Origin of the sequence: Sediminibacterium sp., assembly GCF_019264485.1 — a bacterium.
In the GTDB taxonomy this organism is placed as follows: Bacteria; Bacteroidota; Bacteroidia; order Chitinophagales; family Chitinophagaceae; genus Sediminibacterium.
On record NZ_JAHVAA010000011.1, the window covers coordinates 720,799 to 746,548 of the forward strand.

The following is a 25,750-nucleotide window of genomic DNA, read 5'->3' on the forward strand; positions in this document are numbered from 1 at the left end:
AAAAGCCCTTCACTGAAGGGCTTTTTTATGCATAGTATATCAGTACACAGGTAATAAGCGCTATTAAAAGCGCCACCCATATTTTATACCTGTTCCAGTAATACTGTCTTTTATAATTGGTCAGAAAATGAGTGATGCTGTCTGTAGCGTTTTTATTTAGTCCATTTATTTGCCGGAGGGTATTTACAAACTGCATACAGTCGCTCCAGTTCAGGTATTGAATGCAAAACAAAACATTCGATATGAGTAACCCATTTTGTTGCTCATCATTGTATTTCTCCAGTAACTGTATATGATATACGGATAGTAAGGCCTGAAGGTCGTTTACCAATCGGTCCAGGTTAATTCGATCCGGATTACCTGCTTTAATCCGCTGCACCAGTTCATCACTCATTAGTCTTACTTCTTCAGGAGTAGTGGCAATGATACGTGTAACAGTTTTTCCTGGAAAACGGGTAAAATCATATTTCTTTCGCTGCAAAGGATCGCTCAAAACAGCATAAGCCTCACGGATCATGACAAACTGGGCAGCAGCCTGTTGGGAAGTATTTTTATCGGGATGAAATTCCAGTGCCAATCTGCGATAGGCTTTCCTGATATCAGCAGCACTTGCAGTAGGTTGTAATTGTAAAACCTGGTAATAGTCTTTGTCAAACATTTAAACAAATTTGCAGATCTCAGATGGCAGATTTGAAAAATAAATCTGACATCTGCCATCTGAGATCTGACATCAAAATTATTCTGCTTTATCAAACTCCACATCATCCCCATCCAATAACTCTCTTTCAATTTCTTCCATCTGCACAATATCCCAGGCTTCACTTTCGGTAGGGGTAATATTCATGAAATCGAGCAGCTCTTCTTTTTCAAAAACAGCTTCAAGAGGTTCTTTTATATTACATAAAACAAAGGAAGCACTGTTTTCATAAAAATGCTGTTGTAAGCCGGCAATGGCACTGGCTGCTTCGGCTTCTATTTCAGTTACAGGCTCGAGGTTTAAAACAATATTTTTAACCGGTTGTTGAAGAAAAGCAGAACAGGTTTCGGCAAGTTTTGCTGCTATATTGGCAGAAATAATCGGCACAACTGGTGTTACAACGGTGAATTTCTCTTTGGTATCAATTTTGACTTCCATTTGCAACGAAGGTTAGGTTAACAACTGTGAATAACTGATGCACAACTTCGCTCAAAAATATTCGTTATAATTGTATAAATCCAATTTAGGTTATGGATAATAATTTTTCAGCACAGGTTAAAGAGATCATCTCTTTCAGCAGGGAAGAGGCTTTGCGGCTCGGTAACGACTTCATTGGCACAGAACACCTGTTATTGGGTTTGATCAGGGATGGTGATAATACCGCCATCAAAGTGTTAAAACAACTCAATGTAGACCTTTACGAATTAAGGAAAGAAGTGGAGCTGGCGGTAAAAGATAAGACAGGTAAAAATATTGCCAATATCAATAGTTTACCCCTTACCAAACAGGCCGAAAAAGTAATCAGGGTAACGGTACTCGAAGCCAAGGCATTAAAAAGCCCCCTGGTAGAAACCGAGCACCTGATGCTCAGCATCCTTAAGAATAAAGAAAATATTGCTACACAGATATTGAACCAGTTCGATATTGACTACGATCTGTTCCGCAATGAGTTAGGAATGGTTGGCTCAGCCAATCCACCTAATCCAAGGGCTGAATTCAGTGATGAGGGAGAAGATGAATTTGATGAAGAAAAACGCTCATCGGGATACCAGCAGCAGAAAGCGGGTGGTAAAACAGGGGCCAATGCAAAAAGTAAAACCCCTGTACTCGACAATTTTGGCAGAGATATTACCAAATTGGCAGAATCAGGATCTCTTGACCCGATTGTAGGCAGGGAAGAAGAAATTGAAAGGGTAAGCCAGATATTGAGCCGCCGTAAAAAGAATAACCCCATTCTTATTGGTGAGCCGGGTGTGGGTAAAACAGCAATTGTAGAAGGACTGGCCCTACGTATCGTTCAGCGAAAAGTAAGCCGGGTTTTATTTGATAAAAGAGTGATTTCACTCGATCTGGCTGCACTGGTTGCGGGTACCAAATACCGTGGTCAGTTTGAAGAAAGAATGAAAGCCATCATGAATGAACTGGAAAAAAACAGGGATGTGATTCTCTTCATTGATGAAATTCATACCATTGTAGGAGCAGGTGGTGCCAGTGGGTCTCTTGATGCATCTAATATTTTCAAACCCGCATTGGCAAGAGGGGAGCTGCAATGTATCGGAGCATCTACACTCGATGAGTATCGAATGTACATTGAGAAAGATGGTGCATTGGACAGACGCTTCCAGAAAGTGCTGGTAGAACCACCCAGTGTGGAAGACACCATCATCATACTCAACAATATCAAATCGAAATACGAAGACTTCCACAACGTGAGTTATGCTGATGATGCCATCGACGCCTGTGTGAAACTGAGTGATCGTTATATGACCGACAGGTTATTACCCGATAAAGCCATCGATGTACTGGACGAAGTAGGAGCCCGGGTGCATTTGAAAAACATCAATGTACCGGAAGAAATTGTAGAACTGGAGAAGAAGATCGAAGACATCAAGAACGAAAAGAATAAAGTTGTCAAGAGTCAGCGTTTTGAAGAAGCCGCTGCTTTACGTGATACAGAAAAAAGACTGGGCGAAGAACTGGAAAAAGCTAAGAACCAGTGGGAAGAGGAAAGCAAACACAAACGCTATCCTATTTCCGAAGAACATATTGCTGAAGTTGTGAGTATGATGACCGGTATTCCTGTGAAACGTATGGTACAGGCAGAAACAGAGAAACTGCGCAGGATGAGTGAAGACATGAAAGGAATGGTGATTGGTCAGGACGAAGCAATACAGAAAGTGGTAAAAGCCATTCAACGTAACAGGGTAGGTTTGAAAGATCCTAAAAAACCAATTGGTACTTTTATCTTCCTCGGCCCCACAGGTGTAGGTAAAACAGAGCTGGCTCGTTCACTTGCGAGGTATATGTTCGATTCGGAAGATTCGCTGATACGGATCGATATGAGCGAATACATGGAGAAATTTACCGTAAGCCGTTTAATAGGAGCACCTCCGGGTTATGTGGGTTATGAAGAAGGCGGACAACTTACAGAGAAAGTAAGAAGAAAACCATACTGTGTAATTCTGCTCGATGAAATAGAGAAAGCGCATCCCGATATCTACAATATACTTTTACAGGTATTGGATGACGGACAATTAACGGACGGACTTGGCAGAAAAGTTGATTTTAAAAATACCATGATTATCATGACATCGAATATCGGTGTACGCCAGTTGAAGGAGTTTGGTGATGGTGTGGGTTTTGCTACTGCTACCCGTATACAGAATGCAGAAGAAAATAACAAAGCAGTCATTGAAAAAGCACTGAAACGTACATTCTCTCCTGAATTCCTGAACCGTATTGATGATGTGGTGGTATTTAATGCACTGAACCAGGAGAATATCTTCAATATCATCGATATACTCATGAAAGGGGTATCGAAACGCTTGCAGAACCTGGGTTTTTCACTTGAACTGACTCCGGCCGCAAAAGAATTTATTTCTGAAAAAGGATACGATTCACAGTTTGGTGCAAGACCATTGCACAGGGCCATCCAGAAATACCTGGAAGATCCTTTGGCTGAAGAAATTCTGAATATGAATATCAAACAGGGAGATGTATTAATTGCAGATCTGGATAAAGAATCAGGTAAACTGAAATTCGATTTCCAGAAAAGGGTAGAAGAAGGCGAAAGCGCAAATGTATAAGAGAAGGTAAGTGCTCAATATAAAGGCTCTGCTGAAAAGCAGGGCTTTTTTTGTAAATGGTGGAAGGGCTAGTGAGTAATGAATAGTCGGTAGACAATAGTTTTTGACAATTCACTCACTGCTCACTACTGACTACTCATTCCTGCCCCCATCTGTATGAATGTTGCTCGAGACCGGCGATATCCAGCACCCTGTCAACAACGGTAGCAGCAGCTTCTTCAATGGTTTGGGGGCGGCTGTAGAATGATGGAGTAGCCGGACAGATAATACCACCTGCCAATGTTACCGTCTCCATGTTTTTAATGTGGATGAGATTGTAGGGCGTTTCACGCACCAACAGAATCAGTTTTCTTCTCTCTTTCAGTATTACGTCTGCAGCACGTGTAACAAGATCGTCGCTCACGCCTGCCGCAATACGCCCCAGTGTTCCCATACTGCAGGGGGCAACAATCATAATATTGTATTTGGCAGACCCTGAAGCAAAAGGGGCGTTAAAATCGTATTTATCAAAATAGCGGAAAGGGTAGTTGTTATAATCTTCATTACCCAATTCTGTTCTCCATACTTCTTTGGCATTCTTGCTCATAACTATACCCACTTCCTCATATTGGTTACTGAGTGAAATAAGTTTATCAAGAAGGAGTTTTGCATATACAGAACCGCTGGCACCCGTAATGGCAATGGCTATTTTGTTACTCATGGTAACGCTTTATACTGAAAAACAAAGTTAAAGGGAAAAGGTTGGGAAATACATTAAATCAAAAGTCAAAATTCAAAAGCCAAAATGTACATTTCAGCTTTTGAATTTTGACTTTTGATTTTTAATTTATACCTACTTGTACATGATTTCATAATACTCATGCGCCATCCTGTTACTATCAAACTGGAAGCGCACATCACGCATACCATTTTTAGTAATCTGTCTCCAGGTATCAAAATTATCGTAGTACATAGGAATAATCTGCTGCTCGAGTATTTCATAAGCCTTGTTCAGGTCATACTCATCCTGGTCATGAACGGTCATGTTTTCATAGTCTGCTTTAGGAACTACGAAACCATTATTGCCATGGTTCACGAATTCTGGAATCCATCCATCGTCGGTAGAGAAATTCACAGCACCATTCATAGCGGCTGTCATACCACTGGTACCCGATGCTTCGCGGGGTACACGCGGATTATTGAGCCATACATCAGCCGCCTGTTTCAGGCGTTTACTCAAGCCTAATTCATAGCCGATTAATACGGCTACGTTTTTATAATTCTTGCTCAGGTGAACAAGGTTATTGAATTGTGAGATCGCAGGGTAGTCAACCGGATAAGGCTTACCCGCCCAAATAATCTGAACAGGATGCTTGGTGTTGTTAAGCATCTTTTCAAATCGTTCCATATCATAGGTAAGCATATCGGCACGTTTGTAACCTGCAAACCTTCTCGCCCAGACAATGGTTAACACATTTGGATTAAATACTTTACCTGTCTGATCGGCAACAATTTCAAAAGCTCTTTTCTTCAGGTATTTTTTGCGGTCGTCAAATGTATAATCATTGCCATCTTCCATAGCACGATACATTTGTTTATCAGCCCAGTAACGCCAGTTTTGCGCATTGGTAATGGAAGTAATAGGGCAGATACCTTCATAATTCTTCCACATCTCACGGCTTACATGCCCATGCAATGCAGAAACACCATTCGCTTTGCGGGCAAAACGCAATGCTGCCAATGAGTGGTTAAACTGGTCATCTTTCATGCCAGTTAATTTGCGCACTTCGTCAAGCGATAGGCCACAGAAATAGCTCATTTTATGACAGAGGTAAATATCATGCTTTTCATTTCCTGCTTCTTCCGGTGTGTGTGTAGTAAAAACAAGATGCTCTCTTACTTTTTCCACACTCTTGAATTTGTTTAACAAATAAAAAGCCGAAGAAATGCCATGTGCTTCATTCAGATGGTAAACATCAGGATTGAAACCTAATTCATCAATCAACTTGGCACCAGCAACACCTAATAAAATAAACTGTGCTACTTTGGTAGCAACATTCGCATCGTATAAACGATGCGTAATAGTTTGCGAAACGTAATCGTTTTCGGGTAAGTCAGTACTCAATAAGAATAGCGGGGCACTATTGAATGTTTCCGGATTCAGGTAATACGCTTTTACCCAAACAGGATGCTCGTGAATGAGTATCTGAAATTTAATACCGGTATCTTCCAGAAAACTATAAATTTTTTCCATGAAGGTAACCTGTAAAGTCTGATCCTGATTTCTGGCCTGATCGTAATAACCGTGTTTCCAAAGTATACCTATACCGATCATGTTCTGTCTTAACTCGTATGCACTGCGTAAGTGAGAGCCAGCCAGGTATCCCAGGCCGCCACTGTATATTTTAAGAGGTTGGTGAATGGCAAATTCCATAGAAAAATAAGCAGCTTTTTTTCCGTACTGCTCATTGATCTGATAAGGGACATGATAGTTTCTAAAATTCATAATTGCTTGTTTGGTGATCAAATAGCGTTTGCAATATAGGGGTATTTCGAGAAAATGTATTTCATACACAATAACGATGTGGGTAATCAGTGGGAAGAAAGGCGAAATTGAACAAACAATCGTTAGGATTCAATGCAGAAAGGTGTTTGCAAACGTTTTCGAAACAGAAACATTTACAGACTATTATTCAAATTTAGGGTGCAGCTGTTCTTTTTTTCTTTGTTTTCGGCTCTCTTTTTTTACGGTACGTATCATCAAAAAAACATTTGATACCCCGGTGATTACCGCAACTACCCTGTTCTTTTACTGTAACATAGTTGCCAGCAAACTTAAAATCAATAATACAGGGGTCTCCATTTTGGAGATACTGTGCATTTCCAGATGATTTCAATTTAAACTCACCTTTCAATTCACCCACACAAGTGGCTTTGTCTTTTTCAAAATGAATAAAGAATAAATAGTTATTGGCATCTTTACCATCTCTGACAGAGATATAATTTTTTTCATTTTTTACATATTCTCCACTCAATTTATTAAGGCGGGGTAAAGTATCGATGGGATTGATGACTGCTGTTTTCTCCGGGTCTTCATTGCTGTCTGTTACAACCAGCATAAAAATACCGGCATCATTATATACCCAACCAGACCGGGTAAATTTCAAGGTATTTTCCGGTGATGTTTTTTCCCGGTTAAGCATAAAAGTAGGCTCTTTGTTTATCGATACAAAACGATAATAGCCGCCTGTTTTCTGGTTGTTTAACAATTCCTTTGAAGCGAGATAGTTTAGTTTTTTATCAGTTACAAAAACAACACAGCTTGTTTTCTTCTGACGGGTAAAATTGATAAGCAGGTAATTCTCTTTTTCTTTTTCAATGATACCTACGGGTTTGATCACCGTTTTTTTGTCTTTACCAATATATAGCGCAATGGCACTATCAGGGATAAACTGACTCAATGCTTTATAACCAATTTTTGTTGTATCAGATTTGCGGGCAATATTCGAATCAGCCATCAGGTAGGATCCGGTGATTTTTGGGAAGGCAGTAATAAATTCTTCTGCTTTGAGTGGTACTTCTCCTGAAAAATCAATTTTTTCATCCTTGCAGGCCATGAAAAGAAGGAAGATAAAAAGATAAACAAAGGGCTTCATGGGGAGAATTTGCAATAAAAATAGGGTTTTCGGGCGAAGTAGGGTAGATATCTTGGATATTATCTTTTTATTTTTTAGGTTTGTCTAAAAATAAATTTAGGGTAATGATATTTACAGTTGCCGAAGAAAATTATATCAAAGCAGTGTATCACCTGCAACAGGAACAGGAAACGGTTTCTACCAATGCCTTGTCTGCCGAACTGCAAACAAGACCGGCTTCTGTTACCGATATGCTGAAAAAATTAAAATCCAAACGTATCATCAGCTACGAGCCTTACCATGGTGTGAAACTGAGTAATGAAGGAAGGAAAGTAGCATTGGGCATTGTGCGCAAACATCGGCTATGGGAATATTTCCTCGTAGATAAGTTACAGTTTGGCTGGGATGAGGTACATGAAGTTGCAGAAGAATTGGAGCATATCAGCAGCACGAAACTGGTTGATAAACTGGATGCATTTCTAGGCTATCCCAAATTCGATCCGCATGGCGATCCTATTCCCGACAGTAAGGGACGTTTGGCGGCTCAGCAACAAGAACCATTAGCGGCTATACCATTAAATAAAACAGTAGAGATTACCGCTGTGGGAAGTCAGTCATCTGAATTACTGGAGTTATTAAAACACAAAGGACTACAGATGGGCACAAGATTAGAGGTTAAAAAAATATTTGATTTTGATGGCTCCCTGGAATTAAAAAGTAAGAACCAGCAGATTGTCACCATCAGCCGCGATCTGGCATCTGTATTATTTGTAAAACCAGTTTGAGATGAAACAGCAACCGGAAGACCAGCTTTCTTTAAGTGAGGTACATGGCACAGTAGATACCACGGTGCCACGAAAAGGATGGAGAAGAATATTGGCTTATCTCGGCCCCGCTTACCTTGTAAGTGTGGGGTATATGGACCCCGGTAACTGGGCAACAGATTTACAGGGCGGTGCCAAATTCGGTTACCAGCTGATTTGGGTATTACTCATGAGTAACCTGATGGCATTATTGCTGCAAAGCCTGAGTGCGCGTTTGGGTATTGTGAGAAGGAGAGACCTTGCCCAGGCCAACCGGGAAACCTACCCGCCCTTTGTTAATTTCTGTTTGTATATACTTGCAGAGCTGGCCATAGCCGCAACCGACCTTGCTGAAGTAGTGGGCATGGCCATTGGTATTCATTTACTCACCGGGCTTCCTTTAATCTGGGGAACCGCTATTACGGTGCTCGATACTTTTCTTTTTCTTTTATTACAACGATATGGTATCAGAAAAATGGAAGCTTTTATTCTGGCACTGGTAGCCACCATTGGTGTTTCTTTCCTGATTGAAATACTGATTGCAAAACCTGACCTGAAAGAAGTAGTAACCGGTTTTATACCATCTGCATTCAGTCATGAATCACTTTATATTGCTGTTGGTATTATTGGAGCCACAGTAATGCCCCATAATTTATACCTGCATTCAGCATTGGTACAAACCAGAAAAATTGGTGCCGACCAACGCAGTATCAAACGTGCACTCAAATATAATTTTATAGATAGCCTTGTAGCACTGAACGCAGCTTTTTTTGTAAATGCAGCTATTCTGGTGCTGGCGGCAACTGTTTTTTTTAAAACAGGCAATACTGACGTGGCCAGAATTGAAGATGCGCATCAGTTATTGCAACCATTACTGGGTACAGAAATGGCACCTATTTTATTTGCTGTTGCACTGATTGCAGCCGGACAAAGCTCTACCATCACCGGAACACTGGCCGGACAAATTGTAATGGAAGGTTATTTGCGTTTACGGCTGAATCCCTGGCTCAGACGTTTGCTGACAAGACTGATTGCCATTATACCTGCAGTGATTGTGATTAGTATTTATGGCGACAATAAAGTAGATGACCTGCTGGTGTTTAGTCAGGTAATATTGAGTTTACAACTGGGTTTTGCGGTTATACCACTGATTCATTTTGTAAGTGACAAGGAAACCATGGGCAGTTTTGTCATCAAACCATGGGTTAAAATAGCTGCATGGGTAGTGGCAATTGTTCTGGTTTTCCTGAATGTAAAACTGGTAGCAGAAGAAGCATTGCAGGTATATAGTTCAGCAGGAGAATGGGGCTTGAAAATTTTAGTGACGATACTGATCCTTGGTTTCTTATGGCTATTTCTCGTGATGACTTTCCTTCCTTTCTTCAAAAAAAGAAAACAAAGACAGCAGGCTGCCATTCATGGTGAATGGGCACAATTGAATGATCTTTCAGTTAGTAATATCAAAAAAATTGCGGTGGCATTGGATTTTACCAAAGCAGATGAAAAACTCATTGCTCATGCACTGGCGCAGGGAAATAAAAATGTATCGCTTTTATTGATTCATGTGGTAGAAAGTGTATCGGCCAAATATTTAGGTACGGCCAGTGATGATGAAGAAACAAGAGTAGACCAGCAGAGACTCAATCATTACTGTTTGCAGTTGCAAAAACAGGGTTATCAGGCAGAGGGTTTATTGGGTTATAAGAACAGGGTAACAGAAATTATCCGCATGGTGAAAGAAGCCGAGGCTGATATGGTGGTGATGGGGGCACACAGACACAGTGGCTGGAAAGACTATCTTTTTGGAGAAACCATTGAAGATGTACGCCATGCCCTGCAAATACCTGTATTGATCGTAAACGTTTGAGTAAAAAGTCTGGATAAACTAGTTCCTATTAGGGACACAGAAAGCTTGAAATCATTACTTTTGTCACCGTTTATCATTTAAAACTATCGCAATGGCGCAAAAAATCAAAGTAGCAAATCCGGTGGTGGAACTGGATGGTGATGAGATGACCAGAATCATCTGGAAATTTATCAAGGAAAAATTGATCCTTCCTTACCTGGAAGTAGATATCAAATATTATGACCTCGGAATGGAGTACCGCGATGAAACCAATGACCAGGTGACCATCGATGCGGCCAATGCCATTAAACAGTATGGTGTAGGTATTAAATGTGCTACCATTACACCCGATGAAGAGCGCGTAAAGGAGTTTAGCCTGAAACAAATGTGGAAGAGTCCGAACGGAACCATCCGTAATATACTCGATGGTACCGTGTTCCGTGAGCCCATCGTTTGTAAGAATGTTCCCCGTTTAGTACCCAACTGGACTGCACCTATCTGTATTGGTCGTCATGCTTTTGGTGATCAGTACCGTGCAACAGACTTTGTAACCAAAGGCAAAGGTAAACTCACTGTAAAATTTGAAGGTGAAGACGGCACTGTTCAGGAGTTTGAAGTATTTAATTTTAAAGGAGATGGTGTTGCACTGGCAATGTACAATACCGATGAAAGTATCAAAGGTTTTGCACGTTCTTGTTTTAACCAGGCATTGAGCAAAAAATGGCCTTTATACCTGTCAACTAAAAATACCATCCTGAAAAAATACGATGGTCGTTTCAAAGATATTTTTGAAGACATTTATCAGAATGAATTCAAAACTGCATTTACAGAAGCAGGTATTACTTATGAGCATCGCCTGATTGATGACATGGTAGCCAGTGCACTAAAATGGAACGGTAATTTTGTATGGGCCTGTAAAAACTATGATGGTGATGTACAAAGCGATACTGTTGCGCAAGGTTTTGGTTCACTCGGTCTTATGACTTCTACACTGGTAACACCAGATGGTAAAGTTATGGAAGCAGAAGCCGCACATGGAACTGTAACACGCCACTACCGTGAGCACCAGAAAGGGAAGCCGACATCAACCAACCCGATTGCATCTATTTTCGCATGGACAAGAGGTTTGGAGTTTCGTGGTAAACTCGATGGAAATCAGGAACTGATTAATTTCTGTCAGGCATTAGAGCAGGTTTGTGTTGAAACCGTTGAAAGTGGTAAAATGACCAAGGATCTCGCTGTATGTATCCATGGTAATAAAGTAAATCATGGTGAACACTATCTGTACACAGAGGAGTTCCTGGAAGCGCTGGATCAGAACCTGAAAGCGAAACTCGGGCAATAGAATAATTTTTTGAATTTTTGATCTTTGATTTTTTGATTTGAGATATATAATAAATCAAAAAATCAAAAAATCAAAGATCAAAAATTCAAACTTTACTTAAGAAATCTTTTAATTTCCTTCTGCACATCCCTATCTTTAATGGTTTCACGTTTATCGTGGAGCTTTTTACCCTTGCCGAGACCAATCTCTACTTTCACCAGGTTTTTTTCATTCAGGAAAACACGCAGCGGCACAATAGTGTATCCCTTTTCCTTTAATTTGGCCTGTATTTTTTTGAGTTCTCTTTTTTGTAATAACAGTTTTCTATCGTGAACGGCTATGTGATTATTGGCTGTTCCATGAGTGTATTCGGCTATGTATAATGCACGAACCCATAATTCGCTGCCATCAAAAAAACAGAACGAATCATTGAAACTTACTTTACCATCGCGTATCGACTTTACTTCAGTACCCAGCAATACAATACCTGCTACATATTTATCTTCTATGTAGTAATTATAATAAGCCTGCCTGTTGTTCATTTCTTTTGCCATGGCAGTAGGTAATGATAATGGGGTAGCAACTAACTCCTGAAATGGATCGACAATTGCGCCAGTTTCTGTTTCAGGTTTTTTCTGTCGACGATAAAATCGAGGAACCCATGTTCAAGTAAAAATTCACTGCGCTGAAAACCTTCAGGCAGGTCTTTTTTAATGGTTTCTTTGATCACACGTGGACCCGCAAAGCCAATGAGTGCACCAGGTTCAGCGATATTTAAATCGCCCAGCATACCAAAACTGGCAGAGATACCACCAAAAGTAGGGTCGGTGAGTAATGATATATAAGGTAAGCCTGCATCGCTCAATTGAGAGAGCTTGCCACTGGTTTTGGCCAATTGCATCAGGCTGAATGCACTCTCCATCATACGGGCACCACCACTTTTACTGATAACGAGATAGGGGAGTTTATGTTCAATACAATAGTCTACTGCACGGCTGAATTTTTCACCCATCACACTTCCCAGTGAACCACCGATGAATTCAAAATCCATACAGGCAATCACATAACCTTCGCCTTCTATTTTTCCGGTAGCTACACGCATGGAATCTTTCAGGTCGGTCTTGGCATGTATTTCATCCAGTCTTTTCTGGTAAGGCTTCAGGTCGGTAAAACCTAAGGCATCCTTACTCCTGATCTGGTCAAAGAGTTCTGTATATTCTTTGTTATCGAACAGGAATTCATAATAATCCTGGCTGCCGATACGATGATGGTAATTACATTTCGGACATACATACAGGTTTTCACTTAGTTCTGTCGTCGTACATATATAATTACATTCCGGACACTTGTTCCAGAGTCCTTCCGGTGTTTCTTTTTTATCGGCAGTAGAAGTGAGAATACCCTTACGGATTCTTTTGAACCAGCGGGGTTTATTCACATCTTCACCTTGCGCATCTTCACCTGTCAGATTTGCTTCAAAATCCTCTTCACGTTCTTTTTTCATAACGAGCAATGATTGGGGGGCTAAGATAGGGATATAAGTCGGAAAGTCCGAAAGACCATGAGTCGGAAAGTCTGAATGATGGTTTATGCAAAACAATCATTCAGACTTTCCGACTTTCGGTCTTTTACGCGTTTCTGTTAATACAATTCAGGTCCTCAAATGCCAGTTCCAGGCGTTTGGAGAAGCTTTCTTCACCTTTGCGGAGCCATACGCGCGGGTCATAGAATTTTTTATTGGGTTTATCGGCCCCTTCGGGGTTGCCTAACTGCCCCTGGAGATAGGCTTCATTCTTTTTATAAAAGTCTTTGATTCCTTCCCAGAAAGCCCACTGCAGATCGGTATCAATATTCATTTTAATGGCACCATAACCAATGGCTTCCCTGATCTGATGTTGTGGTGAACCGCTTCCTCCATGGAATACAAAATACACAGGTTTTTTACCGGTCTTCAGCTCCTGTTCAATATACACCTGGCTGTTATTCAATATTTCAGGACGCAACTCTACATTGCCCGGACTGTATACGCCATGTACATTTCCAAAAGCAGCAGCAACTGTAAACAGTTTACCTACTTTGCTTAATTCAGTATAAGCGTAAGCCACATGTTGTGGTTGTGTATAAAGTTTATCATTTTCAATACCACTGTTATCAACACCATCTTCTTCACCACCGGTAACACCCAGTTCAATTTCAATACTCATTCCCAATGGAGCCATGCGTTTGTAAAATTCAACTGAGGTGTGAATATTCTCTTCGATGGGTTCTTCAGAAAGGTCGAGCATATGTGAACTGAACAATGGCTGACCTTTTTCTTTATAGAATTGTTCGCCGGCATCAATTAAACCACTTACCCATGGCAACCATTTCTTGGCAGCATGATCGGTATGTAAGATAACGGGAACACCATAATATTTTGCTACATTATGAATATGCAAAGCACCAGAAATGCCACCTGCAATATTTCCCTGTAAATTATCATTGGGCATTCCTTTTCCGGCCACAAACTGCGCACCGCCATTTGAAAATTGAATGATAACAGGAGAATTTACTTTGGCTGCTGTTTCCAGTGTGGCGTTAATGGTATTACTGCCAATCGTATTTACGGCAGGTAATGCAAACTGATTATCTTTTGCATCATTATACAATGCTTCCAGTTCTTCACCGAATAAAACGCCGGCCCTGTACTTTTTCATGTTTGTTCTTGTTTTGTAGATTATGGAGAATCGTGAGTCGTGAATCGTGAATGGGGAATGGTCAATAGTGCGTAGTCAGTATTTATTCACGATTGACCATTCACCAGTCACGCTCAACATTAGGGCGGCAAGATACTCCACTTACCGCAAACACATGTTAGCTTTTTGAGCTTGTGGATGAACTGTTGATTCTGTTTAATAACCCGCAAAAATAGGCAGGCGCCTGCATTAAACGGCTGCCATACCAGCTGAACATTTCTCCGTCAACCAGTTCTATCCTGGCAGCCGGTAACAGGTGTTGCAATGCTTCCATATGCTTACCGGAAAAAGGGTAGGGCTCTGATGATAAAAGAATCAGTTCGGGTGATAATATCTGTAACGCTTCTACAGAAGTTTCCGGGTATCGGCTGGCCGAAGCAAAGAGGTTATTGAATGTACAATACCCAAGCATATCATGGATAAAAGTATCCGACCCGATCGTCATATAAGGGTCTTTCCAGATCAGGTAAACACAGTTTTTTGGAGGGGTTCCCTTGCTTTGTTCCTGCAGTTGCGCGAAGCCCTCTGCTGTTTTTTGAATGATGGCGGCTGCTTTTTTTTCTTTTCCAGTAATAATACCTATCTGCCTGATCATATCATAGGCTTCCGGTAAAGTATGAATATCACTTGTCCATACCGGTGCAATAGTTTGCAGTGCTTCAACCTGTTCTTTTACATTTTCTTCCTTATTGGCAATAATAAGGTCTGGTTGCAATGCCGCAATGCGGTCTGGCTTTATATCTTTTGTTCCGCCAATCCTTGTTTTATTTCGAAACCATGATATGGGATGCACACAGAATTTTGTGATACCCACTACTTCATCTTCCAGATTCAGGTCTGCAAGTAACTCTGTCTGTGAAGGAACGAGAGAAATAATTCTCTTGGGTACTGAAGCAAGTGAAATGGTATTGCCTGTCTGATCGGTGTACAAAGCCATGCTGCAAAATACAGAAGTTCTGCTGATCAGGTTATGAAGCACTGGTGTCGAAAGCAACAAGTGGGATGCTGCTGTCTGACTGACTATATGCTTTTTCTGCTAATTTTTTCCAGCCGGCGAATAAGGCATTGTATTCGGGTGTAAGATAAGAGGAGAGCAGGGAAGCTAATTTCTCCACTGCTTGTACAGAAATGGTTACCGATGTTTCAATCCTTGGTTTCATCCCGCAAACATAGGAAGTGTTTTATAACCTGATTTATCAGGTATTGTTATTGGTTATAACTAAAAGTTATAAATCTTTTCGGCTATTCTGATGAGTGTACGGTTGAGTTCGCTGTTTTCACCCTTGCGTTCTATGAAGTAGAAATTTCTTTCGATATGCAGACCGGTGAAATGAATTTCTGTCAGCTCGCCCTGTTCCAGTTCTTTTAGAACAGAACGTCGGGGAAGAAAACCAAGCAGGTCTGATTCTACCAGAAAATTCTTCAATGCTTCCGTTCCGCCGAGGCGGGCTTTTACCTGCAGGGAACTCATTTTTATTTTTTTCTTTTCCAGCGCAGCACGCAGGGCAGTAAGGGTACCGCTTCCCATTTCCCGAAGTGCCAATGGAAGGGTCTTGAGTTCTTCCAGTTCATATTGTTTCTTTTTTGCGATGGCACTTTTTTTACTGCAAACAGCTACTACTTTATCGGTAATAAACGGGCGGTGACTTACCTGCATTAATTTGGAACGACCTTCTACAATGCCAAGATTAATTTCGCCATTCAATAAAGCCTGTAATACGATTTCTGTGTTACGGTTCAGTAAGTTGATAATGATTTGCGGGTACCTTGACTGAAAAGCAGATAAAACTTTGGGTAGAATATATAAAGCCACTGTAGTACTGGCTCCCAGTTTCAAAGTACCTTTTACCTGTAATAAGTCTTTGATGGCCGACAGTTCGAATTCTGTTTGTTCCTGTATGGATTTTACTTCGGTAATTTTTTCATACAGGAGCCGACCCGCTTCCGTTAGTTCAATACTCACTCCTTTTCTTTCAAACAAACGGGTAGCATACTGTTCTTCCAGGTTTCTGATATGTTTGCTGATGGCGGGCTGTGAAATGAAAAGTAACTGACTCGCTTTTGAAAAACTTTTCTGTCTGGCTACTTCAAGAAAAACTTCATGCTTTACGGAGAGCATTGTAATGGTTTAAAGAAGTATAAAGGTATTCTTTAAAAACTAGCATAAAAAGCCCTGCAGATTTTCGTTGCAGGGCTTTTTATATATAGTTATTTACTTTGTCAAACTTTGTATCACATCATATTTGGTAATGATGTGGTAATCGCCTTTTTCATCTTTGGCCAATACGGCACCATTTTCTTTATTGATGAGGGTCCCTATTTTTTCAACGGGCGTAAGAAAGTCAACTACAGGATACGCATGTTCCAGTACACTCGATACAGAAGCATCTTTGAGTTCGGGATTGCTGAATATTTTCTGGAACAAACCACTTTCACTCAGTGAACCTATCAATTCCCCATCTTTTAATACTGGTATTTGCTCAATATCGTATTTCTTCATGAGTTCTACTGCTGCAGCTACTGTATGATCAGGTGCTACAGTAATGAGTTTTTGTCCGCCGCGGCCATTGATAATATCCTTGAACGTTTTAACGTCAAGAAAACCTCTTTCCATCATCCACTGGTCGTTGTATACTTTACCTACATACCGGCTTCCATGATCATGAAACACACAAACTACCACATCGTCTTTGGTTAGACTTGCTTTCAGCAGCATAAGTCCCTGTAAGCAACTACCCGCACTGTAACCACAGAATAACCCTTCTTCCTTTGCTATACGGCGAGCCATTACAGCACCATCTTTATCGGTCACCTGCACAAATTCATCAATTACACTCATATCATAGTTCTGCGGAACAAAATCTTCTCCGAAACCTTCTGATATATAGGGGTGCACTTCATTCATATCTATCTCACCAGTCTTGAAATACTTGGTGAGCAATGAACCATATACGTCTACTGCCCATACCTTGATATTCGGATTTTTCTCTTTCAGGTACATGGCAGTTCCGGTAATGGTACCACCTGTTCCTGCTGTACACACAAAATGGGTGATTTTTCCTTCTGTCTGTTCCCAGATTTCAGGCCCGGTGGTTTCGTAATGAGCCTGACGGTTGGCCAGGTTATCGTACTGGTTCATGTACATGGAATTGGGAATTTCCTTGCCCAGTCTTTTTGCAACACTATAATAACTGCGGGGATCTTCGGGGAGTACGTTGGTTGGACAAACAATCACTTCTGCGCCAACCGCTTTGAGGATATCTGCTTTTTCTTTTGATTGTTTATCAGTGGTAACAAAAATGCATTTGTACCCTTTTACACAGGCTGCCAGTGCAAGGCCCATACCGGTATTACCGCTGGTGCCTTCAATGATGGTGCCGCCGGGTTTTAGTTTGCCTTCTTTTTCGGCTACTTCAACCATTTTCAAAGCCATACGGTCTTTGATGGAATTACCGGGATTGAAATAATCTACCTTGGCCAGTACGGTGGCAGGAATGTCTTTTGCTACTTTATTCAGCTTAATCAGGGGAGTATTTCCGATCGTTTCGAGGATATTATTCAGCCACATGCTAAAACTAACGTTTGTTTGCAGCAAAGGTAAAGTTTTGCGGCTGCTGTTGAACAGCTAAGAAGGATTTAGCATTTTTCGTTGAAAACGATGGGGAAAAGAGGGTGGTGTACTCTCAATTGTGCATTTCTAACACCACTGCCTCTTGTTATGCAGCGATGTACGGTATAGAATCATAACCGGAATTAGAAGCTTTTCACTAAATGAATCACATTACCTACTTCTATCAGGTTGGTTCCTTTACGTACTATTTCTGTTTTTTCTTTCGACTCTTCTGTGGTTGACTGAGTAGTACCCAGGTAAGCAACTACCATTGCAGGAATAAGGGCCATTGTGGCGATGATCTGGAGGTTGTTGATGAACTTTTTCATTTGACTTATTTTTTGTTGTTTTTTAATTTGATAAATCAAAGATAAGTCAACTTTTGGTACTATGCAATAAATAGTACCATCTTTAAGATAGTAATATCTGTTGCAAAATAGCTTATTTAGCCTTTTAGTTATTGATTATCAGCATATTAATATCTTTCCTGCATCGAAACGAAATTTCAATCTTTGTGATGAGTGGTTGTAAAACCTGATGAAAATAAAATTGCCACTGAAGACACAGAGGCTCACAGAGATATTTCTGTGCATTTCTGTGTCTTCAGTGGCAATAAATAGTTGTCTGATTATGCTCCAAAACTAGCTGCCATTTTTCCGCAAAGATCGCTTTCAATCATTTTGGCAGCAAGGCCAATCATGTTCATAAAGGCTTTATCGTTGCTGATACCGTGACCAATGATCACCGGTTTGGCTACCCCCAGTACAGGAGTTCCACCATAATTTTCATAATGAAAACGGCTGAAATAGCTATCTGAAGAGAGGTTACGCTGGCGGGCAATATCGTATATCGATTCCGCCATTTTAAGGATGATGTTTCCGGTAAAACCATCGCAGACCATTACATCGGCTTTGTCGCCAAAAATGTCGCGGCCCTCAAGGTTTCCGATAAAATTGAGTTGGGTATTTTCTTTGAGCAGGGGATAAGTTGCTTGCGCAAGAATATTTCCTTTTCCTTCTTCTTCCCCTACATTCATCAGTCCTACAGAAGGATTACTGATGTTGAGAATATGCTGTGCATATAAACTTCCAAGCTGTGCAAACTGATTCAGTTGTTCGGGTTTGCAATCGGCATTCAATCCTACATCTGCCAATAAGCCTGTTCCTCCATTGAGTTTGGGGATAATGGTTGAAATGGTTGGCCGGGCAACACCCGCAATAGGTTTAATACTATACATGGCACCAACCAGCATGGCACCTGTATTACCAGCGCTGATAAAAGCATCAATCTTACCTGTTGCCAGCAAATGAAAACCGATGGCAATAGAAGAGCGTTGTTTCTCTTTGAGTGCTTTGGTTGGGTGTTCATTGTAACCGATGACTTCGGGGGCATGTACTATATGCAAATTAGGTGACGATACCTGGTGTTCCTCCAATAATGGATTCACCAAAGTTTCATCACCTATTAAATATAGTGAGGCAGCAGGTGTACTGGCAGACAGATAAAGTTTCAGTCCTTTCACCGCTTCTAACGGTGCAAAATCTCCACCCATCATGTCTATACCAATATTCATGCGCGCTAAGCTTGGATCAATTGAACTAAAAGGATTACGCTTTCAGAGGAGCTTTTTCAGCTACCAGTTTACCTTTATAGAACAATTTTCCTTCGCTTACATGCGCACGATGGCGTACATGTGTTTCACCTGTGGTGCTGTCTTTGCTCAATGTAACTTCCTGAGCCACATAGTGCGTTCTTCTTTTTGCACTGCGCTGCTGTGAATGTCTGCGTTTAGGATTCGGCATATCTCGAATTTTAAAGTATCAATAATGTTTATTCCAGGTCCTTAAATTTCTCTAACCCTTTCCATACCGTATGATGGTTGTCTTTCTGTGCATCTTCCTCCATCTTCCTCAGTTTCTCCAACACTTCCTTATTACACAAAGGACCACCCATTTCACTGTCTTCACACATTTTCTGCAGAGGAATACTGAGGTTAATGAATTCATAGATCCAGTCGCTCAGGTACAGATGGCTCTCACCACGGCTTATATAATATACATCCGGGTCTTCTTCCTGCTCATTCATGATTTCGGGATCATCCACCATTTTTACAATGATGTTGAATTCATCCCAAAGCTGCATGGGCAGTTGATTGCCACATCTGTCGCAGGTACTTTCCAATGCGCCATCAATATCAAACCTGAGCTGCATGAAGTTGTTATTCTTCTCCAGACTCAGTTTTACATTGGTGACACAGTTTTTAAAATCCTGCTCTCCATAATTGGTAAAGAACTTGTCCTCAATACGGTACTCGTACACATGTGTCCCCGGCTTCAAACCCACAAAAGCTATCTCAAATTCCCGCCGATGACTCATAACCGATTTTTAAGGGCTTGCAAAGGTAGTCCAAAATGGTGGAAATGCCAAGAGAAACTTGATTTTTAGGGGTTTCGAGTTATCAACAAACCTGAATCAGGAGGAATATGCATATTTGTAACCATGAAACCTGCGGCGAAAATATCACCTGTTTTGTTTATACGCCCGGCTTTTTTGCTGGTACTTGCTTTGGTACTGCATATACTGGGTTATTTCCCCAAAGCGGTTGAGAACTGGTATAGTACTGGCATTTATAAAGGCATTTCGGCTACACTGCGTTTATTAACCAAATGGGCACCCTTCAGTATTGGAGATTGTTTATATATTCTATTCATTATCAGTATTATAGTCGCTTTGGTTCGAGCCCTTATCCGATTAAAAAGAGAGGGATGGAACAGGTGGGTGTTGATTCCGATGGGACTTCATTTATTCAGTAAAATCCTCTGGATATATATTGTTTTCAGGCTTTTATGGGGTTTAAACTACAATCGCCTGGGTATTGAGTATCAATTAAAACTGTCAAAAAAAGGCTATCAGACAGAAGATGTTATCCAACTCTCCAATCGCCTCATCGACAGCCTCAATGCCTGCCGTCAGCGATTACCTGATACTTTGTTACCAGCACCGCCACTCGACAGTATTTTCAGGATGGCGGGTATTGGTTATGCCCGTGCCTGGGAGGAATACAGCTTTCTTAATTATACACAGCGGTCTATTAAGCCCAGCTTATTTACAGGCCTGGCCGACTGGATGGGTTTTACCGGTTACTATAACCCTTTTACGGGTGAGGCACAGGTGAGGACAGATGTTCCAAAGCTGGTATTACCTTTTGTAGCCTGTCATGAAATAGCACATCAGTTAGGTTATGCGAGTGAAAGCGAGGCCAATATGGTTGGTCTATTAGCCGCACTTGCTTCGGGCGATCCTTTCTTTCGTTATTCTGCTTATAATGATCTCTTCAGTTATGCGCAAAGGGAAGAATTATACCTGCTGGCAATGGATAAAGATTCTCTCAGGTTTCAGCAGGTTATTCAGTTGAATCGCGAACGGATGGATACACTGGTAAGAAAAGACCGTAAAGAAGTGCGTGAATTTTTTCAGCAAAGACAGCATAAAACATCGGCCACTTTAAATAATCTCTACGACCAATACCTGCGTTTTAATAACCAGGAAGCAGGGGTGAAAAGTTACGATGAAGTAATTGGCTGGTTAATTGCGTATCTTAAGAAATATGAACAGAACTGATACTATCAAATTAATCACCGCTGTTGCCCTTACAGTTGTTTTAGGTGCCGTGGGCGGATTGGTAACAGCTCCTGAAATTCCGGTATGGTATGCGGGTCTGAATAAACCCTCATTCAATCCGCCCAGTTGGCTGTTTGCGCCTGTATGGACAACACTCTATGTATTAATGGGAATTAGTTTGTTTCTCATCTGGAAACAGCCTGTTTCCAAAGAAAGAAACAAGGCAATACTGTTCTTTATCAGTCAGTTTATACTGAATATGGCATGGTCCTTTATTTTCTTTGGCATGCATGAAACAGGATGGGCACTGGTAGAAATGATTATACTATGGCTTGCGATACTGCTCACCATTTTTTCTTTTGTAAAATTCTCCCGTATAGCTGCATGGCTATTGGTGCCCTATATAGTTTGGGTAAGTTTTGCCATGATATTGAATGGGGCGATCTGGAGATTGAATAGTTAATAGTGAGTAAAAAGGTCTACACTCACTACTGACTACTCACTATCAGAATTTATTCTTCCACATCATACTCTCCACTGGCTTATTGGGTTGGCCACTGTATTTGGCATTGCTTTTCTGGTTGTATTTTATTTCAATTTCACCATCCACGGGAAAGTAGATCAGCTGACCAATGGGCATACCATGGTAAACTCTTACGGGTTGTTTACAGGAAATTTCGAGGGTCCAGTTACCGCAGAAACCCACATCGCCTTTGCCTGCAGTAGCGTGAATATCAATACCCAGCCGGCCGGTAGATGATTTACCTTCCAGAAAGGGTACATGCGCATGTGTTTCGGTGTATTCGAGTGTAACGCCTAGATAAAATTTATGTGGCTCCAATACAAAACCTTCATCGGGAATATCGAAGTATTCAATTTTATTATGCTTTTTGGCATCGAGCACATCATCTACATACAAAGCAAGGGTTTTGCCGAGATGAACATCATAACTATTACTACCCAGATCAGCACGGTTATAGGGTTCAATTTTGATGGTACCCTTGTCTATTTCTTCTAAAATGCGCTTGTCGGTGAGAATCATTCCTGAATTGTTTTGGGTTGGGATGCAAATAAATCTTAAATCTGCAATCTAAAACGCTCAACGTTCAGGGTGCCGCTGTTTTATCAACAAGATATCAACGAACAAACCCGTTTGGCTGTCTGGAAGATAGCCGAACCGGAATCGTTTTTTCTTGAAAGAGTAGAGCTGAAAAAAGAAATTACACATCCCCATAAACGTTTGCAGCATCTGGCTGGCCGATACCTGCTCTTGTACCTCTTCCCCGATTTTCCTGCTGCTACCATTGCTATAGCAGATACCCGAAAGCCTTTTCTCCCCAATGAAGCCTATCATTTTTCCATTTCTCATTGTGGCGATTATGCTGCAGCCATCGTAAGTAAAACAGAAAGGGTGGGGGTTGATATTGAATTACTGACACCAAGGGTTGAAAAAATCAAACATAAATTTCTTCACCCTGATGAATTAAAAATGCTGGTGCAAACAAATGCAGACCCTGTTACAATACTTACATTATTATGGAGCGCCAAAGAAGCCATGTTCAAATGGTGGGGAAACGGTGATGTAGATTTTAGTGATGTACTTCGAATTCACGAATTACCCGCACAACTTGAAGGTATTATGAATGCCAGTTTTATTAAAAAAGAAATATACCCTTTATTATTACACTATCGCCTCTTTGGTAACCTTACACTGGTGTGGACCGATGGAAGCGGAGAAATAAGAAATAAGAAATAAGAAATAAGGAACAGAGGAATAAGGAATATGAAAGTGGATTGGCGTTCACTTCCTTATTTCTTATTCCTCTGTTCCTTATTTCTCTGTTCCTTCAGTCATCAAACCTGCTTTTTGTTTTGGGGATCAGTAATAAATTATTTTGAAGTGTTTGTTTGAGTTGGCGTTTAACGAGTTGGCCCATGGTACGTGCTTTGCCGAAAGAGGCAGTGGCATTAAAATGAACTGCCAATTGCTCTTTCAACTGCTCCAGTTTTTCTTTGGTAGAAATGGTATCCGTACTCATAATATCAAGCAGTTCTTTGATGCGATAACGGGAAGACACGAGACGGTAGGTCATCATCGTTCTTTCCTCAGCCTGGTATTGGGCGATTGAATTTGTATTTAAATGTTTAAGCACAATATCTACCAATGCTTTGTTTTCTTTAAAAAACTGGGGCAGGTATAAATTTTTTCTTCCTTCATACGATTGCTGGTCAAAATCAATGGCCCGAATCCGGTATTGAAAATCTTCAATATCGGGGATGATGTTTACAACGAAATTATAAGAACGCATATCACCCAATAACTGTACAAAACACCGCTCGTTGAATTTTACAAATTCTTTAGCCAGCCTGATGAGGTTGGTATTGGTGCTATGCAGGTGATCTGCAATAAAAATATCTCCCGGTATACCTGGAATATGTTCTTCAATTAAAGTATCACGATCGGTGAAATAGGTCATACGATTCGGAGAGAGAAGGTGCTCTAACTCCAAACCATATACCCTGCTGGCATCTGCCTGTTTAATATAATAATGATCGTAGTTGTCGTTGAATTTATTGACAATACGTATACGGAATGGCTGGCTGTTACCGAAATAACAAAAGTCGATCCTGGCTACATCAAGGTGATTGATATAACTCATATCACCTTCCGTTTTCAGAATGGCATAAATACGGACGAGGTTTTCGCGGAGAAAATTCCATTCATGCATATCATAGGAAACTTTCTCCCATGAAGTATCATTACCCTGTCTGTCTTTTAACGGAACAGAATAAGTATATCGTTGCAGATCGCGGTAACTCACCGGTAATTTCACCTCTCTGCTGTAACGGGTAAGGTAATTTCTCAGTTCATCATTGACCGGAAAAATGGGCTTTTTTCTGGAAGGTTTTTCGGCTTCCCCGGTTTTACTGATATGTCCGAATACATTACTCAAGTACTAAGGGTTCATTGTCTTCAAGCAGGTTAAGGTTTACTGCATCGGCGCCGGCAATACCTTCGATAGATCCTTTTATATGTGCAGCATTCAGTAATACTTTCTCCAATTGTTTTTCCCTGGCTTTCCAGAGTTTCTCCATGGCGTCGCGTTCTTTCTGTATGCTTAGCTTCATGGTCATGAAACCTTCCCGGATGGCTTTCCACTGCTCACTGAATTCTGAGCCAATGAGGTAATCGTATAACATCACCATTTTATCCCCTTTGTTTTCCTGACTTTTCCTTGCATCAGCAATTTTTAAAAGTGCATTGCGCAATAGAAGGGCCACACTTCTCACTTCGTTAAAGGTGCAGATGTATACACCGTCTTTTTCACCAAAACGTTCCATATCTTTTGGTAATGCCTGTGTAACAATTACAGCTACATCGGCACCCAGGTTACGCATATCGGTTTTTAATTTTTCAATCCAGTCGTTGACAAAATCTTTGGTACGTTTACTTTCATAAATAATTTTACCCGATTCATTGCCAAACTGGTTGCGAACTGTTTGGATACAATCGGCACCACGAACACCTTTGCCTACTTCTTCAATTTTGTCAAAAGGGAAAGTGGTTTGTAATAAAGCCTCCAGCATCAGTTCCTGTACCTCACCCTGCAACTGCATACTGCCTTGTTCCGATTTGCGGCGCATTTCTTCTACCAGTTTTTTCTGGTCTTCAATCTGCTTCTCCATCTCTTTCATCCGTAACTGGTATTCCTGTTCCTTAATGCTGAGTTTTTCGGCTTCCTCTTTTGATAACTGCTCTTTTAATTTTTCCCTCTCTTCAATGAGTTGTCTTTGTAATGACAGTTCCAGTTCTTCTTCTTTGGTTTTAAGGGCCTGCTCTTTCTGAAGAAATTCCAGTTCTTTTTTGCGTGCTTCTTTTAATTTTTCTTCTTTCTCCTTATCGGCTTCCTGCAACATTTTTAACTGGTTCTCAAAATCGGCACTAATATTTTTCCGGAGTGATTCTTTTAATTCTTCTTCCAGTTTCTTTTTTTCAAGGGCTATTTTTTTAATGGCTTCTTCATCTTTTAACTGAAGCTGTTGTTGAAAAGCCATTTCTTTCTGTCTGAATTCATCGTCTTTTTTCTTTTGCCAGTCAACCATTTGTCCTCGCAGTTCCCGCTGAACTTCTTCCCGTATGGAGTCGCCGGGTTCAAACTGGTGGTTGCAATTGGGGCAGTGTATAATAAAATCGGCCATTGGTATTTTTTTACAAAGTAATACTATTCAGATAGAGCAGAAAAAAGTTCATGCTAAGGTCTTGAAAACAGTAGTGCCTTTTTATTGCGTAATGAAGGCCTGTTACTTGTACCGATAGTGCTGTAGTCTGTAGATTAAAAAATGCCACTGATTGAAATTAAGAAAAAATCATATAGGTGAATGATATTTTTAACCCCTGAATAGTATTACTCAA

The 25,750-nt window shown here is 40.7% G+C and carries 26 protein-coding genes; 7 read left to right on the plus strand and 19 right to left on the minus strand.

Annotated elements, in window-relative coordinates; translation table 11 throughout:
* Window positions 1-25 precede the first annotated feature (25 nt).
* Entirely contained in the window at window positions 26-658 is a 633-nt protein-coding gene (locus tag KXJ59_RS09355) for a J domain-containing protein (RefSeq protein WP_295203659.1), read from the minus strand.
* Between the two features lie 78 nt (window positions 659-736).
* Window positions 737-1,135, minus strand: coding sequence for an STAS domain-containing protein (locus KXJ59_RS09360; RefSeq protein WP_295203661.1), 399 nt, complete (start codon window positions 1,133-1,135; stop codon window positions 737-739).
* 92 nt (window positions 1,136-1,227) lie between these two features.
* Between KXJ59_RS09360 and KXJ59_RS09365 the strand changes: the two genes are divergently transcribed.
* Entirely contained in the window at window positions 1,228-3,783 is a 2,556-nt protein-coding gene (locus tag KXJ59_RS09365; protein WP_295203664.1) for an ATP-dependent Clp protease ATP-binding subunit, read from the plus strand.
* A 136-nt stretch (window positions 3,784-3,919) separates the two neighbouring features.
* Here KXJ59_RS09365 and KXJ59_RS09370 read toward each other — a convergent pair whose 3' ends face one another.
* From KXJ59_RS09370 to KXJ59_RS09380, 3 genes are all read right to left on the minus strand, one after another.
* A complete protein-coding gene (locus KXJ59_RS09370; protein ID WP_295203667.1) occupies window positions 3,920-4,483 on the minus strand; it encodes a UbiX family flavin prenyltransferase in 564 nt (187 codons plus the stop codon).
* Window positions 4,484-4,615: 132 nt separating this feature from the next.
* Entirely contained in the window at window positions 4,616-6,268 is a 1,653-nt protein-coding gene (gene glgP, locus KXJ59_RS09375; protein WP_295203670.1) for an alpha-glucan family phosphorylase, read from the minus strand.
* Window positions 6,269-6,461: 193 nt separating this feature from the next.
* A complete protein-coding gene (locus KXJ59_RS09380; RefSeq protein ID WP_295203673.1) occupies window positions 6,462-7,418 on the minus strand; it encodes a hypothetical protein in 957 nt (318 codons plus the stop codon).
* 104 nt (window positions 7,419-7,522) lie between these two features.
* On the opposite strand from KXJ59_RS09380, the gene KXJ59_RS09385 reads away from it, so the two are divergent.
* From KXJ59_RS09385 to KXJ59_RS09395, 3 genes are all read left to right on the plus strand, one after another.
* On the plus strand, window positions 7,523-8,182 hold the full coding sequence (locus tag KXJ59_RS09385) for a metal-dependent transcriptional regulator (RefSeq protein ID WP_295203675.1): 660 nt from the start codon (window positions 7,523-7,525) through the stop codon (window positions 8,180-8,182).
* Between the two features lies 1 nt (window position 8,183).
* On the plus strand, window positions 8,184-10,067 hold the full coding sequence (locus KXJ59_RS09390; RefSeq protein WP_295203678.1) for an Nramp family divalent metal transporter: 1,884 nt from the start codon (window positions 8,184-8,186) through the stop codon (window positions 10,065-10,067).
* Window positions 10,068-10,158: 91 nt separating this feature from the next.
* Window positions 10,159-11,391: an NADP-dependent isocitrate dehydrogenase gene (locus KXJ59_RS09395; protein WP_295203680.1), complete on the plus strand. Its 1,233-nt coding sequence runs from the start codon at window positions 10,159-10,161 to the stop codon at window positions 11,389-11,391.
* A gap of 92 nt (window positions 11,392-11,483) precedes the next feature.
* Here KXJ59_RS09395 and smpB read toward each other — a convergent pair whose 3' ends face one another.
* The 11 genes from smpB to KXJ59_RS09450 all read right to left on the minus strand — a co-directional run bounded on the left by smpB (window position 11,484) and on the right by KXJ59_RS09450 (window position 20,091).
* Window positions 11,484-11,924: an SsrA-binding protein gene (gene smpB / locus KXJ59_RS09400; RefSeq protein ID WP_294995903.1), complete on the minus strand. Its 441-nt coding sequence runs from the start codon at window positions 11,922-11,924 to the stop codon at window positions 11,484-11,486.
* 29 nt (window positions 11,925-11,953) lie between these two features.
* Window positions 11,954-12,874: an acetyl-CoA carboxylase, carboxyltransferase subunit beta gene (gene accD / locus KXJ59_RS09405; RefSeq protein ID WP_295203683.1), complete on the minus strand. Its 921-nt coding sequence runs from the start codon at window positions 12,872-12,874 to the stop codon at window positions 11,954-11,956.
* Between the two features lie 124 nt (window positions 12,875-12,998).
* Window positions 12,999-14,066 carry a class II fructose-bisphosphate aldolase gene (gene fbaA / locus KXJ59_RS09410; RefSeq protein ID WP_295203687.1) on the minus strand — a complete coding sequence of 356 codons (1,068 nt, stop codon included), beginning with the start codon at window positions 14,064-14,066 and terminating at the stop codon, window positions 12,999-13,001.
* Window positions 14,067-14,223: 157 nt separating this feature from the next.
* Entirely contained in the window at window positions 14,224-15,042 is an 819-nt protein-coding gene (locus KXJ59_RS09415; protein ID WP_295203690.1) for a helical backbone metal receptor, read from the minus strand.
* A gap of 31 nt (window positions 15,043-15,073) precedes the next feature.
* Window positions 15,074-15,265 carry a hypothetical protein gene (locus tag KXJ59_RS09420; protein ID WP_295203693.1) on the minus strand — a complete coding sequence of 64 codons (192 nt, stop codon included), beginning with the start codon at window positions 15,263-15,265 and terminating at the stop codon, window positions 15,074-15,076.
* A 59-nt stretch (window positions 15,266-15,324) separates the two neighbouring features.
* A complete protein-coding gene (locus KXJ59_RS09425; RefSeq protein WP_295203696.1) occupies window positions 15,325-16,224 on the minus strand; it encodes a LysR family transcriptional regulator in 900 nt (299 codons plus the stop codon).
* 93 nt (window positions 16,225-16,317) lie between these two features.
* Window positions 16,318-17,700 (minus strand): pyridoxal-phosphate dependent enzyme, encoded by a 1,383-nt coding sequence (locus KXJ59_RS09430; protein WP_295203699.1) that lies wholly within the window; start codon window positions 17,698-17,700, stop codon window positions 16,318-16,320.
* Window positions 17,701-17,858: 158 nt separating this feature from the next.
* Complete coding sequence (locus KXJ59_RS09435) at window positions 17,859-18,044, minus strand: hypothetical protein (protein WP_295203702.1); 186 nt, start codon at window positions 18,042-18,044, stop codon at window positions 17,859-17,861.
* Between the two features lie 299 nt (window positions 18,045-18,343).
* The gene (gene plsX, locus KXJ59_RS09440; protein ID WP_295203705.1) at window positions 18,344-19,288 is read right to left on the minus strand and encodes a phosphate acyltransferase PlsX; all 945 of its coding nucleotides are present in this window, start codon (window positions 19,286-19,288) and stop codon (window positions 18,344-18,346) included.
* A gap of 34 nt (window positions 19,289-19,322) precedes the next feature.
* Window positions 19,323-19,517, minus strand: coding sequence for a 50S ribosomal protein L32 (gene rpmF, locus KXJ59_RS09445; protein ID WP_078830450.1), 195 nt, complete (start codon window positions 19,515-19,517; stop codon window positions 19,323-19,325).
* A gap of 28 nt (window positions 19,518-19,545) precedes the next feature.
* The gene (locus KXJ59_RS09450) at window positions 19,546-20,091 is read right to left on the minus strand and encodes a DUF177 domain-containing protein (RefSeq protein WP_295203710.1); all 546 of its coding nucleotides are present in this window, start codon (window positions 20,089-20,091) and stop codon (window positions 19,546-19,548) included.
* A gap of 123 nt (window positions 20,092-20,214) precedes the next feature.
* Between KXJ59_RS09450 and KXJ59_RS09455 the strand changes: the two genes are divergently transcribed.
* The gene (locus KXJ59_RS09455) at window positions 20,215-21,336 is read left to right on the plus strand and encodes a DUF3810 domain-containing protein (protein ID WP_295203720.1); all 1,122 of its coding nucleotides are present in this window, start codon (window positions 20,215-20,217) and stop codon (window positions 21,334-21,336) included.
* Window positions 21,323-21,799, plus strand: a complete 477-nt coding sequence (locus KXJ59_RS09460; RefSeq protein ID WP_295203730.1) for a TspO/MBR family protein — start codon at window positions 21,323-21,325, stop codon at window positions 21,797-21,799. Before KXJ59_RS09455 ends, KXJ59_RS09460 begins: the two co-directional genes overlap by 14 nt.
* 42 nt (window positions 21,800-21,841) lie before the next feature.
* Here the strand turns inward: KXJ59_RS09460 and dcd are convergent, their stop codons facing one another.
* Window positions 21,842-22,378 (minus strand): dCTP deaminase, encoded by a 537-nt coding sequence (gene dcd / locus KXJ59_RS09465; protein WP_295203739.1) that lies wholly within the window; start codon window positions 22,376-22,378, stop codon window positions 21,842-21,844.
* Between the two features lie 111 nt (window positions 22,379-22,489).
* Between dcd and KXJ59_RS09470 the strand changes: the two genes are divergently transcribed.
* Entirely contained in the window at window positions 22,490-23,092 is a 603-nt protein-coding gene (locus tag KXJ59_RS09470) for a 4'-phosphopantetheinyl transferase superfamily protein (RefSeq protein WP_295203763.1), read from the plus strand.
* A gap of 91 nt (window positions 23,093-23,183) precedes the next feature.
* Here the strand turns inward: KXJ59_RS09470 and KXJ59_RS09475 are convergent, their stop codons facing one another.
* Both KXJ59_RS09475 and KXJ59_RS09480 read right to left on the minus strand, forming a co-directional pair.
* Window positions 23,184-24,290, minus strand: a complete 1,107-nt coding sequence (locus KXJ59_RS09475; RefSeq protein WP_295203765.1) for a hypothetical protein — start codon at window positions 24,288-24,290, stop codon at window positions 23,184-23,186.
* Window positions 24,283-25,536 carry a DUF2130 domain-containing protein gene (locus KXJ59_RS09480; RefSeq protein ID WP_295203768.1) on the minus strand — a complete coding sequence of 418 codons (1,254 nt, stop codon included), beginning with the start codon at window positions 25,534-25,536 and terminating at the stop codon, window positions 24,283-24,285. The genes KXJ59_RS09475 and KXJ59_RS09480 overlap by 8 nt, the downstream gene beginning before the upstream one ends.
* Window positions 25,537-25,750: the final 214 nt, after the last annotated feature.

Bases quoted from the DNA above. Each gene is read 5' to 3' on its own strand.
- KXJ59_RS09355 (WP_295203659.1), bottom strand. From the start codon at position 658: ATGTTTGACAAAGACTATTACCAGGTTTTACAATTACAACCTACTGCA.
- KXJ59_RS09360 (WP_295203661.1), bottom strand. From the start codon at position 1,135: ATGGAAGTCAAAATTGATACCAAAGAGAAATTCACCGTTGTAACACCA.
- KXJ59_RS09365 (WP_295203664.1), top strand. From the start codon at position 1,228: ATGGATAATAATTTTTCAGCACAGGTTAAAGAGATCATCTCTTTCAGC.
- KXJ59_RS09370 (WP_295203667.1), bottom strand. From the start codon at position 4,483: ATGAGTAACAAAATAGCCATTGCCATTACGGGTGCCAGCGGTTCTGTA.
- glgP (WP_295203670.1), bottom strand. From the start codon at position 6,268: ATGAATTTTAGAAACTATCATGTCCCTTATCAGATCAATGAGCAGTAC.
- KXJ59_RS09380 (WP_295203673.1), bottom strand. From the start codon at position 7,418: ATGAAGCCCTTTGTTTATCTTTTTATCTTCCTTCTTTTCATGGCCTGC.
- KXJ59_RS09385 (WP_295203675.1), top strand. From the start codon at position 7,523: ATGATATTTACAGTTGCCGAAGAAAATTATATCAAAGCAGTGTATCAC.
- KXJ59_RS09390 (WP_295203678.1), top strand. From the start codon at position 8,184: ATGAAACAGCAACCGGAAGACCAGCTTTCTTTAAGTGAGGTACATGGC.
- KXJ59_RS09395 (WP_295203680.1), top strand. From the start codon at position 10,159: ATGGCGCAAAAAATCAAAGTAGCAAATCCGGTGGTGGAACTGGATGGT.
- smpB (WP_294995903.1), bottom strand. From the start codon at position 11,924: ATGGCAAAAGAAATGAACAACAGGCAGGCTTATTATAATTACTACATA.
- accD (WP_295203683.1), bottom strand. From the start codon at position 12,874: ATGAAAAAAGAACGTGAAGAGGATTTTGAAGCAAATCTGACAGGTGAA.
- fbaA (WP_295203687.1), bottom strand. From the start codon at position 14,066: ATGAAAAAGTACAGGGCCGGCGTTTTATTCGGTGAAGAACTGGAAGCA.
- KXJ59_RS09415 (WP_295203690.1), bottom strand. From the start codon at position 15,042: ATGGCTTTGTACACCGATCAGACAGGCAATACCATTTCACTTGCTTCA.
- KXJ59_RS09420 (WP_295203693.1), bottom strand. From the start codon at position 15,265: ATGAAACCAAGGATTGAAACATCGGTAACCATTTCTGTACAAGCAGTG.
- KXJ59_RS09425 (WP_295203696.1), bottom strand. From the start codon at position 16,224: ATGCTCTCCGTAAAGCATGAAGTTTTTCTTGAAGTAGCCAGACAGAAA.
- KXJ59_RS09435 (WP_295203702.1), bottom strand. From the start codon at position 18,044: ATGAAAAAGTTCATCAACAACCTCCAGATCATCGCCACAATGGCCCTT.
- plsX (WP_295203705.1), bottom strand. From the start codon at position 19,288: ATGAATATTGGTATAGACATGATGGGTGGAGATTTTGCACCGTTAGAA.
- rpmF (WP_078830450.1), bottom strand. From the start codon at position 19,517: ATGCCGAATCCTAAACGCAGACATTCACAGCAGCGCAGTGCAAAAAGA.
- KXJ59_RS09450 (WP_295203710.1), bottom strand. From the start codon at position 20,091: ATGAGTCATCGGCGGGAATTTGAGATAGCTTTTGTGGGTTTGAAGCCG.
- KXJ59_RS09455 (WP_295203720.1), top strand. From the start codon at position 20,215: ATGAAACCTGCGGCGAAAATATCACCTGTTTTGTTTATACGCCCGGCT.
- KXJ59_RS09460 (WP_295203730.1), top strand. From the start codon at position 21,323: ATGAACAGAACTGATACTATCAAATTAATCACCGCTGTTGCCCTTACA.
- dcd (WP_295203739.1), bottom strand. From the start codon at position 22,378: ATGATTCTCACCGACAAGCGCATTTTAGAAGAAATAGACAAGGGTACC.
- KXJ59_RS09480 (WP_295203768.1), bottom strand. From the start codon at position 25,536: ATGGCCGATTTTATTATACACTGCCCCAATTGCAACCACCAGTTTGAA.